This window comes from Lysobacter hankyongensis (genome assembly GCF_039543145.1).
Taxonomy (GTDB): Bacteria; Pseudomonadota; Gammaproteobacteria; order Xanthomonadales; family Xanthomonadaceae; genus Lysobacter_I; species Lysobacter_I hankyongensis.
On the sequence record NZ_BAABJE010000001.1, the window covers coordinates 106,341 to 118,628 of the forward strand.

General features: G+C 68.5%; 12 protein-coding genes. 7 read left to right on the forward strand and 5 right to left on the reverse strand.

The features are described 5' to 3' along the window. Positions 1-39: 39 nt before the first annotated feature. Positions 40-612 carry a DUF2939 domain-containing protein gene (locus tag ABD974_RS00485; protein ID WP_345301308.1) on the forward strand — a complete coding sequence of 191 codons (573 nt, stop codon included), beginning with the start codon at positions 40-42 and terminating at the stop codon, positions 610-612. A 21-nt stretch (positions 613-633) separates the two neighbouring features. Here ABD974_RS00485 and ABD974_RS00490 read toward each other — a convergent pair whose 3' ends face one another. Continuing rightward, complete coding sequence (locus ABD974_RS00490) at positions 634-2,205, reverse strand: transglycosylase SLT domain-containing protein (protein ID WP_345301928.1); 1,572 nt, start codon at positions 2,203-2,205, stop codon at positions 634-636. Between the two features lie 254 nt (positions 2,206-2,459). Here ABD974_RS00490 and ABD974_RS00495 point away from each other — a divergent pair, with 254 nt between their 5' ends. From ABD974_RS00495 to greB, 3 genes are all read left to right on the forward strand, one after another. Further along, positions 2,460-3,971, forward strand: coding sequence for a helicase HerA-like domain-containing protein (locus ABD974_RS00495; RefSeq protein WP_345301309.1), 1,512 nt, complete (start codon positions 2,460-2,462; stop codon positions 3,969-3,971). Between the two features lie 88 nt (positions 3,972-4,059). Beyond that, positions 4,060-4,566: a hypothetical protein gene (locus ABD974_RS00500; protein WP_345301310.1), complete on the forward strand. Its 507-nt coding sequence runs from the start codon at positions 4,060-4,062 to the stop codon at positions 4,564-4,566. 11 nt (positions 4,567-4,577) lie between these two features. Further along, entirely contained in the window at positions 4,578-5,081 is a 504-nt protein-coding gene (gene greB, locus ABD974_RS00505; RefSeq protein WP_345301311.1) for a transcription elongation factor GreB, read from the forward strand. A gap of 9 nt (positions 5,082-5,090) precedes the next feature. Here greB and ABD974_RS00510 read toward each other — a convergent pair whose 3' ends face one another. Beyond that, positions 5,091-5,543: a hypothetical protein gene (locus ABD974_RS00510; RefSeq protein WP_345301312.1), complete on the reverse strand. Its 453-nt coding sequence runs from the start codon at positions 5,541-5,543 to the stop codon at positions 5,091-5,093. 224 nt (positions 5,544-5,767) lie between these two features. On the opposite strand from ABD974_RS00510, the gene ABD974_RS00515 reads away from it, so the two are divergent. From ABD974_RS00515 to ABD974_RS00525, 3 genes are all read left to right on the forward strand, one after another. Then, positions 5,768-7,684 (forward strand): bifunctional serine/threonine-protein kinase/formylglycine-generating enzyme family protein, encoded by a 1,917-nt coding sequence (locus ABD974_RS00515; protein WP_345301313.1) that lies wholly within the window; start codon positions 5,768-5,770, stop codon positions 7,682-7,684. A 143-nt stretch (positions 7,685-7,827) separates the two neighbouring features. Next, a complete protein-coding gene (locus ABD974_RS00520) occupies positions 7,828-8,379 on the forward strand; it encodes a hypothetical protein (RefSeq protein WP_345301314.1) in 552 nt (183 codons plus the stop codon). 112 nt (positions 8,380-8,491) lie between these two features. After that, positions 8,492-9,247: a type 1 glutamine amidotransferase gene (locus tag ABD974_RS00525; protein WP_345301315.1), complete on the forward strand. Its 756-nt coding sequence runs from the start codon at positions 8,492-8,494 to the stop codon at positions 9,245-9,247. A gap of 39 nt (positions 9,248-9,286) precedes the next feature. On the opposite strand, the gene ABD974_RS00530 is transcribed toward ABD974_RS00525, so the two are convergent. The 3 genes from ABD974_RS00530 to rimO form a co-directional block, all read right to left on the reverse strand. Further along, positions 9,287-9,928, reverse strand: coding sequence for a hypothetical protein (locus tag ABD974_RS00530; RefSeq protein ID WP_345301316.1), 642 nt, complete (start codon positions 9,926-9,928; stop codon positions 9,287-9,289). Positions 9,929-10,016: 88 nt separating this feature from the next. After that, the gene (locus ABD974_RS00535; RefSeq protein WP_345301317.1) at positions 10,017-10,832 is read right to left on the reverse strand and encodes a DUF3025 domain-containing protein; all 816 of its coding nucleotides are present in this window, start codon (positions 10,830-10,832) and stop codon (positions 10,017-10,019) included. 13 nt (positions 10,833-10,845) lie between these two features. Then, positions 10,846-12,228 (reverse strand): 30S ribosomal protein S12 methylthiotransferase RimO, encoded by a 1,383-nt coding sequence (gene rimO / locus ABD974_RS00540; RefSeq protein WP_345301318.1) that lies wholly within the window; start codon positions 12,226-12,228, stop codon positions 10,846-10,848. Positions 12,229-12,288: the final 60 nt, after the last annotated feature.

A 12,288-nucleotide genomic window follows, 5' to 3' on the forward strand; every position in this document is an offset into this window, starting at 1 on the left:
CTACACTCCTGCGTCGATCCCGCGACGCAGGAGCCCCGCATGTCACGCATTCTCCGCAGCCTGCTGGTCGTGTCCGCCCTCGCCTTCGTGGTGTGGGCGTATTTCGCGCCGCACCTGACCATGCGCGCGATGCGGCTCGCGGCCGAACGCGGCGATGCCGGGGCGCTGGCCGCGCACGTCGACTTCCCCGCCGTGCGCGAGGATCTGAAGGCGCAGTTCTCCGCCGCGGCCTCGGACCGCATCGGCGGCGACGGCAGCGGCGGCTGGCGCGATTTCGGCGCCGCGCTGGCGACCGCGGCCGCGGCGCCGGCGATCGATGCCCTGGTCTCGGAGGAATCGCTGATGCTGCTGTTCGCGGGCCGCGACATGGCCCGCGGCAGACTGATCGCGCAGCCGGCCGCGGCGCCGGCGAGAACGCCGCAAAGCGCCTCGGGAAACGACGCGGCGCGGCCGCGCTGGAACCCCGCGATGGGTTACGCCGACCTGTCCACCTTCACGGTGCGCTTCGACCTCAACGACGATCCAGCGCTGCCGGCGACGCTGGTCTTCAAGCGCCACCGGCTGTTGTGGTGGAAGCTGTCGGCGGTGCGGTTGCCGCCGCTGCCGGAGTGAGCGCGCGGTTCGCGGCCCCGATCAGCCTTCTTCGCAGCCCTGCAGCTTGATGCGCTGTCCCGGCTTCACCGTGTAGCGCGGCGCCTTGAGCGCATTGGCCTTCGCCAGTTCGCCCAGCTGGCAGTCGTATTTCCGCGCGATCGACATCAGGGTGTCGCCGCGCGCGACCTGATGCTGGCGCACCGGCTTCAGTTTCGGCTTTTCTTGGGATTTCGGCTTGTCCTGGGGTTTGGGCGTTTCCTGCACGGGCGACTGCGCCGGCACCGCGGTGCCGTCCTCGCCGGTGGCGGTCGCGACCACGGTCTCGATCGCACCCACGCGCACGATCGCCGAATTCGGATCGCTGGACACCAGCTGTTTCGCCAGCTCGGCGCGTTCGCCCTGGATGCAGTAGCGGTTGTAGAGGCCGGCGATCTTCACCGTGCCGTTGAGCGTGGTGCCCGCGGGAATCCAGCCGTCGGCCTCGTAGCGCGGGTTGAGGTTGCGCAGCGCGCGCATGAAACCGTCGCGGGTGCCGCCGTTGCCGAGACAGATCGTCAATTCGTAGATCGACGCCGGGCGCACCAGCCGGAACGTCGCCGGCTTGGCGTCGACCTTCGGGAAGCTCAGGCCGTATTCCTTCGGATGCAGGTAGAGCCAGGCCGCGGCGATCACCATCGGCACGTAGTCCCTGGTCTCGGCCGGAAACTGGTTGTAGACGTCCTCGTCCCAGAAGCTGCGGCCGCCGGTGGCGCGGTGCACGCGCAGCGCGCGGCCTTCGCCGCCGTTGTACGCGGCCAACCACAGTTCGATGTTGTTGCCGAACTCGGCGTAACGCTCGTTGAGATACGCCGCGGCGGCGTCGGCCGACATCCGCGGGTCGTAGCGGGTGTCGAAGCCGGTGCCGTCGGGGCCGAGACCGAAGCGGCGACCGGTGGCGGGCATGAACTGCAGCAGGCCCACCGCGCCGGCGCGCGAACCGATGTGCACGCGGCCGGTGGATTCCTTGGCCATGATCCCGAACAGCAGCGCTTCCGGCAGGCCGCTGCGCTGGAACGACGGCGACATCTGGTGGCGCAGATACTGGTAATTCTCGTGGCTTTGGATCAGCGACACGCGCATGTCGGTGAGCCAGCGGCGGATGCCGGCCTGCACCGCGGGATTCATCCGCACCATGTTGACGAAGCGCTGGCCGTCGGCGCTCAGCAGCGCGGCCGCTTCGGCGGAGGCCGGCACGTCCGCGGTCGCGATCTCGGTGTCGATCAGGCCCTGGACGTCCTCGCCCACCGCCGCGTCGCCCGCGGTGCGGGCGTCGACATCGGCCTTGAGCAGGCGCTTGTAGGTCGTCAGCAGCTGCGAGATCGGGCAGCCCTTCAATTTCATGCAGTCGGTGATGACGTCTTCCATGTCCTCCAGCGCGGCATTGCTTTCGGTCATGCCGGCGGGGTCGTTGTTGCCGACCTTCACCACCGCATCGCGGTAGCGGGCCTCGGCGACGGTCATCCGCGCCTTCAGCGCCTCCAGCTCGCGGTCGCGGCGCGACTGGGCCTCGGCCTCGGAGTGCGGGAACACGGCGATCGCGAGCAGCGCGAGGACCGGCAGCAGGCGCGGCATCGCGCGCGGGCGGGCGCAGCGCCCGCGAAGAAATACAGCGAATGGGGACATGAACAGCACGGCGAACGGCAGGGCATTGCAGGGTAGCCCCGGCGCCCGGGACCGGCAACCGCCGAAAGGTCATGCCGCTCAGGAGGCATGCATGTCGCGGGCCGGCCCTCCGCGGCGCGCTGCCAGTCCGCAATGACCGCTCGCACCGGCCCGCGGCCGCCCGATCCCGAATAGAATTCGACGATCCACTCCGAGGACCGTTCATGGACCCCATTCTGGTCGGCAAGGCCATCACCACCGATACCGGCGGCAACGTGCATCTGCTGCCGAAGTTCGGCAATCGACACGGCCTGATCGCCGGCGCCACCGGCACCGGCAAGACCGTGACCCTGATGACCCTGACCGAAGGCTTTTCGCGGATCGGCGTTCCGGTGTTCCTGGCCGATGTGAAGGGCGACGTGGCCGGCCTGGCCGCCGCCGGCACCATGAACGAGAAGATCCAGCAGCGCCTCGCGCTGATGGGCAATCCCGATTACCGCAACGAAGCCAGTCCCACGGTGTTCTGGGACCTCTACGGCAAGCGTGGCCATCCGGTGCGGACCACGGTCAGCGAGATGGGCCCGACCCTGCTCGGCCGCATCCTCGAACTGAACGACACCCAGAGCGGCGTGCTCGACATCGTGTTCAAGCTGGCCGACGACCGCGGCCTGCTGCTGCTCGATCTCGAAGATCTGCGCGCCCTGCTCGGCCTGGTGGCCGAAGAGCGCAAGGACATCTCGACCAGCTATGGCCTGGTCAGCACCCAGTCGATCGGCGCGATCCAGCGCGCACTGCTGCGATTGGAGCAGGAAGGCGCGGAGATGTTCTTCGGCGAACCCGCGCTGGAACTCGGCGACCTGATGCGCACCACGCCCGACGGCCGCGGCGTGGTCAACGTGCTCGCCGCCGACCAGTTGATCCTCAAACCCAAGCTCTATTCGAGTTTCCTGCTGTGGCTGCTGTCGGAGCTGTTCGAAACCCTGCCGGAAGTCGGCGATCTCGACAAACCCAAGCTGGTGTTCGTGTTCGACGAAGCGCATCTGTTGTTCGAGGACGCACCGCCCGCGCTGCAGCAGCGGATCGAGCAGGTGGTGCGCATCATCCGTTCCAAGGGCGTCGGCGTGTACTTCTGTTCGCAATTCCCCGACGACGTGCCCGACGACATCCTCGGCCAGCTCGGCAACCGCTTCCAGCACGCGCTGCGCGCCTTCACGCCGCGCGACCAGAAGGCGGTGAAGACCGCGGCGCAGACCTTCGTCGCCAATCCCGCGCTGGATGTCGCCAAGGCGATCGGCGAACTCGGCACCGGCGAAGCGCTGGTGTCGACGCTGCAGGACAAAGGCATCCCGATGCCGGTCGAGCGCACCCTGATCGCGCCGCCGCGCTGCAGGATGGGCGCGATCACCGACGCCGAACGCGCCCAGGTGCGCGCCGGCAGCCCGGTCGGCGGCAAGTACGACACCCGCATCGACCGCGAATCGGCGGCGGAGCTGCTGGCGAAGAAGGTCGAAGCCGCACCGGAACAGGCCAAGGCCCCGCCAGCCCGCACCCGCGCGCAGGACGACGCCGAGGAAGGCGGTTTCGGCCAGTCGGTGAAGGACGCCGTGTTCGGTACCAAGCGCCGCCAGGGCATGGTCGAGACCATGGCCAAACAGACCGCGCGCACCGTCGGCAACCAGATCGGCAAGCAGATCCTGCGCGGCCTGCTCGGCGGTATTTTCGGCGGCAAACGCTGACGCCCGATACGCCGGCCATACATCCCCCGCACACTCCAGATCTCTCCATTTCATCCATCCATTTCACACGTCCACCGAGAGCATCCCGATGACATCACGCAAGACGACCGCTTCCCTGCTCTGCTCCGCCCTGCTGCTCGCGCTGTTCGCCAGCGGCTGCCAGCAGGACGCCGCCCGCGAAGCCGAAGAAGCGTCGGCCACCGACGCTGCGGCCGCCACCGCCGAACCCGCACCCGCCGTCGAGACCAAGGCCGTCGAACCGCCTCCGCCGCCGGTCCCGGTGCCGGGCACCGACGCCGCGATCGTCGAAGACCACTCCACCCCGGTCGCCGCCGCGCCGACATTCGACGCCAAGGCCTTCGCCGGCCGTTACGCCGCCGGCGACACCGCGCTGGAAATCACCGCCGACGGCATGTTCGCCCTGACCCTCGGCGGCAACGCCATCGACGGCACCTGGACACTGCAGGCGAACGGCAAGACCGTCACGCTGGACCCCGACAGCAAGAGCGAAAGCGATCGCCAGCTCGAAGTGGTCTCCGCCGACAGCGTGAAACTGGCCGGCACCGTCCTCAAGCGCGTCGCCGACAAGCAGTAACCGCCCGCAGGATGTCGCGCTGGCGCCCGCCTCCCGAGAAAAGCACGGCCCTCATCACCCGTGAGGGCCATGCGCGGCTGAAGGCCGAACTCGACGACCTCTGGCGGGTGCGTCGCCCCGAAGTGGTGAAAGCCCTCGCCGCGGCCGCGGCCGAGGGCGATCGCTCGGAAAACGCCGAGTACACCTATCGCAAGAAGCAGCTCGGCGAGATCGACCGCCGCGTGCGCTACCTGACGAAGCGACTGGAATCGCTGAAAGTCGTCGATACCGTGCCCAGCGACCCGGACGCGGTGTTCTTCGGCGCCTCGGTCGAACTGGAGCACGCGGTCAGCGGCGAAGCCAGCCGCTACCGCATCGTCGGCCCCGACGAAACCGACGCGAAGCTCGGCTGGATCAGCATCGATTCGCCGCTGGCGCGGGCAATGCTGAAGAAACGCATCGACGACGAATTCGAAGCGCTGCTGCCCGGCGGCGCGCAGCGGTTTTTCATCGTCGGGGTGGAATACGGCGGCTGAGCACCCGCTTCAATCCTCGAACCGGTTCCATCTGGCCTGACGGCGACGACGGCCTTCGCCGCGCTGACGCCTGCAGGCCTGCAGGCGCGCCGTGCAATTGCCGACGGCGCGACGGTAATCGTTTTCGGCGCGGATGTGGCCCGGATCGCCGCCGCGGAAACATTCGCGATTGAGATTCGCGCGTGCCGCCTGGCAGCGCTGGTTGGACAGCAGCCTGCCGTTGACGACATGACACGACGTGTTGCGGTCGCAGTTCGTGGTCAATCCGTGCTTGCAATGACGCACCACCGATCCGCGCAATTGGAAATAGCGCGGCCAGGCGCAGTCGCCCGGACGATTGACTTCGACATCGTCGGCAGAATCGATATCGAAATACTCGTCGATGTCGTCGAAGAAACGATCGATGGCATCGTCGATCATGGCGTCGATGTCGTCGTGACGGTCGGCATTGAAGTCGCGCATGGCGATCGCTCCGGAATGACCTTCCGCCATTGTCGGGAACGATCCGCGGCCGCGGTATCGCCCGGATGGGTTAGCCCACAGGGTGGGATGAGCGCACCCTGCGAGCTTCATCGCGGCGGTGGCTTACGCGCCATCCAGTGAACGGAGACGGATCGGCCGTAACGCGCGTGAACGGGGAAGAGGCGACCGAGTTGTCGCTGCGGCGGTATGCGTACAATTCGGCCATGACCGCCACGCCGCCCGCCACGCCCCACGTTCCCGGCTATACGATCATCCGCCACCTTGCGCGCGGCGGCATGGCGGAAGTCTTCGTGGCCGAGCAGATCGCGCTGCAGCGGCCGGTCGCGCTGAAGATCCTGCGCATGGCCGAGGCCGGCGGCGCGGATGCGGTCGAGCGCTTCGAGCAGGAAACCCGCCTGATCGCCGAACTGAGTCATCCGAACATCGTCGGCATCCACGACGTCGGCCGCAGCAGCGACGGCGCCCTGTATTACGCGATGCCCTTCCTGCCCGGTGGCGATCTGACCGCGAAGCCCTCGCCGCGTCCCCCGGCGGAAATCCGCAGGCTGCTGGCCGCACTGCTCGATGCGCTGCGCTATGCGCACGGCAAGGGCATCGTGCACCGCGACATCAAGCCCGCGAACGTGCTCTTCGACGAGCACGGCACGCCGCAGCTGGCCGATTTCGGCGTCGCCCTCCGCACCGTGAACAGCGAACGCCTGACGCAGGTGGGCCTGACGGTCGGTTCGACCGGCTACATGAGCCCCGAGCAGGCGCGCGGGATGCCGGTGGATGCGCGCTCGGATCTGTACAGCGTGGGCGTGCTCGCCCACGAACTGCTGACCGGCAATCTGCCGTTCCGCGGGGCCGACGCGGTGGAGATCGCGATCGCCCAGATGGAGCAGAAGGTGCCGCGCCTGCCGAAGGATCGCGCGCATTGGCAGGGCTTCATCGACAAGGCGCTGGCCCGCCAACCGGCACAGCGCTTCCAGACCGCGATGGAGATGGCGACGGCACTCGCCCGAATTCCGGAGACACCGCCGCTGATCGCGAACCGCACGCTTGCGGCCGCGGTGGCGGCCGGCGCGCTGGCGTTCGGGCTGGCGGCGTGGGCGCTGTGGCCCGGCGCCAACAAGATGAGCGCGGCCGAGATCGACCGACTGATCGCCGCCGATCGCCTGCTGCCGCCGGCCCGTCCGAATGCGCTGGACGGTTTGATCGCGGCGCCGAAACAGGCTGAATTCGACCGGCTTCGCACCCGGCTGGAAGACGCCTTGCGGCGGCGGGCGCTCGCGGCGATCGACGCGCGGCGCTGGAGCGATGTCGAGCGCCATTACACCGGTTGGCGCGACGCCAGCGTGCGCCTGGGCAGCGCGCCGACGACGCGGGCGGTGGTGGCGAAGCATCTCGACGGCGCGCTTCGCGCGCAATTCGATGCGGCGATCGCGGCCTACGATCGCAGCGTCGCCGAGCCGGCGCTGCCGCTGTTGCCGCTGATCGAGCAGCCGAGCGCCGGATTGACCGGACGGCGGGACCTGCTGCGGCAGATCCCCCGCCGCGCCGACGGGATCATCGACGCCGGCGGCCCCCGACTCGGCGTGGTCGAGGCGCCGACCTACACCGACAAGGGCATGGCGGTCGGCGTGGCGCCGGTCAGCGCCGCGCTGTATGCGCGCTACGCCAAGGCGACGGGACGCAAGCCCGCCGACTGCGAAGGCGATGCCGCGACGGCCACCGTCGCGCGATGCGTGACCCATGCCGACGCCAAGGATTTCGCGCGCTGGTTCAGCGAACAGAGCGGCCAGCGCTATCGCCTGCCCAGCGTCGCCGAGTGGGCGGTGGCCGGCGACCGGGGACTGGCCAACGAAGGCCCCGTCATCCGGGTCTGGAGTCGGGATTGCAGGACCGTGCGCACCGTGCACCGGCCCAATGCGGTGCGCCGTGGGCTGGGCAAGGTCCGCGAGGTCTTCGGCGGACGCGGCGCGACGGCCCAGGTCTCGCAGAACTGCGCGGGACAACTCAGCCTGAGCCCGCTCGGCAGCGATGGCGCGAGTACCGCCCATCCGGCCAGCCTGCGTTCGGCAGCGATCGGCATCGGCCTGGTCCGGGACATCGCCGCGTTGCCCCGACCGGCGGACTAGAGCGTGTTATGCACTTTTTGATAGGCCGCGAAGGCCGCGCTCCCGCAGGCCATCGGCGATCGCCCTCAACCACCCTTTGCCGTCAATCCGCGCGCCCGCAATCGGCGTACGATCAGGCCACGCAAGCCTCCCGGAGCACCGCCATGCGCCGCATCGCCCTCGCCGTCCTGCTCGTCGTCCTCGCCTTGCCGCTGTCCGCCGCGGACACCACGACCGCACCGACCGCGACACCGCATCTGCTCGATCGCTTCAAGGCCCTCGCCGGCGACTGGAGCGGCGAAGGCCTCGACGGCAATTCGATGCCCGACACCCACGTGAACTACACCGTCACCGCGGGCGGCAACGCGGTGGAGGAACTGCTGTTCCCGGGCACCCCGCACGAGATGCGCACGCTCTACGTGCGCGACGGCGACGACGTGGTGCTGGTGCATTTCTGCGCCAGCGGCAACCATCCGAAGATGCGCGCCCGCGAGGAACACGACGGCCGCATCGTCTTCGCCTTCGACGGCGCGGTGAACTTCGATCCGGCCACGGCCGGGCACATGCACGACGCCGACTTCACCCTGCTCGGTCCCGACGAGCTGCGCACGCAGTGGCGCTTCTGGCAGGACGGCAAGCCCGCCGCGCACGTCGCCAACCTGCATCTGAAGCGGGTCACGATCGAACCGAACGAACTCGTCGACCCGCCGCGCTGAAACCCGGCGGGCCTCGCCGTCACCGGCGTGGCCCGTCACCTGCACGGAAGCGGCTTGATCTTGCCGGCGCAATGCGGTGTGCTAGGAACCGGACACATCATCGTCTTCCGCCATGCCCCGCATCCTCGTCTTCCAGCACGTCGCCGCCGAGCCCCTGGGCACGCTGGACCCGTTGATCCGGCGGCGCGGCCATCGCATCCGCTTCGTCAACTTCGAACGCCATCCGGATGCGCAGCCGAAGCTCGAACGCTATCGCGGCCTGGTGGTGCTGGGCGGGCCGATGAATGTCGAGGATCAGGCGGAGCGGCCGCATCTGCGCACGGAACTGCGGGTCATCGAGCAGGCGCTCAGGGAAAACAAACCGGTGCTGGGCATCTGTCTCGGCGCGCAGTTGCTGGCGCATGTGCTGGGTGCGCCGGTGCGGAAGCACGATCAGGCCGAGATCGGCTGGTATCCGCTCGAACTCACCGAGGCCGGCCAGGCCGACAGGGTGATGGCGCCGCTGGGCGCGTCGACCACCGTCTTCCAGTGGCACACGCGCAGCTACGCCCTGCCCGAAGGCACCGTCCAGCTGGCGCGCACGAGCACCTGCGAACAACAGGCGTTCCGCTATGGCGAGACCGCCTACGGCGTGCAGTTCCATCCCGAAGTGAACCAGCCGCTGATCGAACGCTGGCTGCGCAATCCCGACTACGGCGACGAACTGGCCACGGCCGGCGTGCCCCAGGACGACGCCAGCATCCGCGCCCTCAGTGCGTCGCTGGCCCTGCCGATGCAACGGCAGGCCGAGCCCATGTTCGAGAATTTCCTCGACCTGATCGGCCGGCCGCAGCGGCGCATCGTCATGCCGTCGCGGGAATGGGTGTAGACGATCGGCGGCAGGTCCCGCGAAACGCCGCGACGACGCTCAATCGCCCCAGTCGAGCGTCTTCGCCGGCATCGGCGCGTCTTCCATGTACAGCGGTTTCGTCGGGACCGTCTTCTTCTGCGGCGGCTGGTCGGTGTAACCGTCCTCGCCGACCACGCTGCGGGTCACGGTCTGCGCGCCGGTCAGGCGGTTGGTGCTGATCGCCGTGGAATCGTGGGCGTTGGTGCGGCTGTAGAGGGTCACGTCGTCGCCGATCAGGCGCATGCGCCGCGCCTTTGGGTCGAAGCGGTAGCGGTACAGCGACTGGATCGCGGTGGTGCCGCCGGTGAGATCCTCGACCAGCAGCACGCCCTTCTTCACGCTCAGCGATGCCGAGCCGAGCGGATAGGGTTCCATCGCGGCCTCGCCGATGGGCTCGTGACCGGTGTTGAACTCGTCGACGTAGGCGATCATCACCCTGAGCACGCGAACCTCGTCGTTGGCGGCGACGAACACCACGTCGGCCATGCCGTCCCCGGTGACGTCGGCATCCAGCCGGGTTTCGATCTTCGCGCCGTCGGGCATGTAGGCCGACAGCTCTTCCTCGGTCGGCTTCGGCGGCTGGATGCGATCGGCGGCGGACGCGCACATCGCCGCGGCGAGCAGCGACGACAACAGGACTGATGATGTTCTGGAGGACATGGCGGCACGCTCGACGCGGGTCATTGGGCTCGTCCGATGGTACGTCGGATGCGCCCATCGGAGGACAGCCATGCGTCGGTGCAGTGCGTCACGCCTGTTCTTCCAGCGGCGGCGGATAACTGCGCCCCGCGCGCACGGGCTGGAAGCAGCCGGCGCTCGCGTAGAAGTCCGCGTCCTGCCCGGCGCGCCATCCGGGAATGCCGGCCAGCGGCAGCGGCCGCAGTTCCTGCGGATCGTCGAGGACGCGGCCCGCGGCGATGGCGTCGGCGACGCGCGCCACGCAGTCCGCATCGTCGGCGTCGCCCCGCACGACCAGACATTTGGCGACCGGAAACAATGCCGGCACCAGCGCCATTTCCAGCAGTGCGTGACCGATCACCGCGACGATGGCGATGTCGCCACGGCGCCACGCATCGGCACGATCGAAGAACAGCGTCGACCAGTCGTGCCGATCCCACAGCGCCAGCAGCGCCGCATCGCGCACCCGCACGATCGCGCCGGCCTCGTCGAACTGGGTCAGCGCGTACTGCGCGCGGTTGCGCTGCGAGGGCCCCATCGTGGCGATGTGCGCGATCTGGCGCGCGTTGAGCGCGCGCTTGATCGCCGGATGGCGGCACCAGATCATCGCGTTGAAGAGGTCGTGCCAGTTCTCGCCGCGGGTGGCGATCCCGCCGCGTTCCGCGATCCGCACCTCGTAATGCAGGCCGTCGGCGAGCAGCGCCGCATCCTGCGCGACGAAGCGCCGGTCGGCGACCGGCATCGTCGAATTCAGCGTTTCGATGGCGGGCCAGTGCGGCGAAAGACACCAGTCCCGATACGCATCGAAACCGGCGAAGATCGGATGATCGAAGACGCGCGGATCGACCGCGTCGCGCGACGGGGCGATGAAGCGCCGCTTCGCCATCGCCGCGGTCGGATCAGTCGTCGAACGGCACTTCGCCGTACAGGTCGTGCTCGTCGCTGCCCATGATCTCGACATCGACGAAATCGCCCGGCTTCAGGCCGGCTTCGAACCCGTTCTGGATCTGCACCAGGCCGTCGATCTCCGGCGCGTCGGCCATCGACCGCGCGATCGCGAGTTCGCCGTCGATCGCATCGACCAGACAGCGCTGCACGCTGCCGACCTTGTCGGCGAGCTTGGCTTCGGAGATCTCGGCCTGACGCGCCATGAAGCGCGCCAGACGTTCCTGTTTCACATCTTCCGGCACCGGATCGGGCAGCGCATTGGCGGCCGCGCCCTCCACCGGCGAGTAGGCGAAGGCGCCGACGCGGTCGAGCTGCGCCTCGTCGAGGAAATCCAGCAGTTCCTCGAACTCGGCCTCGGTCTCGCCGGGGAAGCCGACGATGAAGGTGCTGCGGAGGGTGATGTCCGGGCAAATGTCGCGCCAGCGCTGGATGCGTTCCAGCGTCTTGTCGACCGCGCCCGGACGCTTCATCAGCTTTAGCACGCGCGGACTGGCGTGCTGGAACGGAATATCGAGATACGGCAGCAGTTTCGGCAGGCCGTCGGCGTTGCGCTCGGCCATCAGCGGAATGATGTCGTCGACGTGCGGATACGGATACACGTAATGCAGGCGGGTCCAGATTCCGAGTTCGGACAGGCCTTCGCACAGCGCCTTCATCCGCGTCTGGTAGGCCTTGCCGCGCCAAGTGCGCTCCGCGTACTTCACGTCCACACCGTAGGCACTCGTGTCCTGCGAGATCACCAGCAGTTCCTTCACGCCGCCCATCGCGAGCTTCTCGGCCTCGCGCAGCACTTCGTCGACCGGGCGCGACACCAGATCGCCGCGCATCGACGGAATGATGCAGAAACTGCAGCGGTGGTTGCAGCCTTCGGATATCTTGAGATAGGCGTAGTGCTTCGGCGTGAGCTTGATGCCGATATCGTTCTCTTCGAAGCGGCGCGGCACCAGGTCGACGAACGGATCGTGCGTCGGCGGCAGCGCCGCGTACACCGCGTTCATCACGCTCCGGTAATCCTGCGGGCCGGTGATCGCGAGCACGTCCGGATGCGCTTCGCGGATCTGCTCCGGGCGCTTGCCGAGGCAGCCGGTGACGATGACCTTGCCGTTCTCGGCCATCGCCTCGCCGATGGCATCCAGCGACTCGGTCACCGCCGAATCGATGAAGCCGCAGGTGTTGACCACCACCACGTCGGCGTCGTCGTAGGTCTGGACGATGTCGTAGCCCTCGACCCTGAGCTGGGTGAGGATGCGTTCGGAATCGACCAGGGCCTTGGGGCAGCCGAGGCTGACGAAGCCGACCTTGCGGCCGGCGGACGTGGAATCGGGAAGGGGCATGGGCGCGATGGGGAGCCGCGGTTAGGCTCCGGGCAGGAAATCCGGGGCGGGCAGTATACC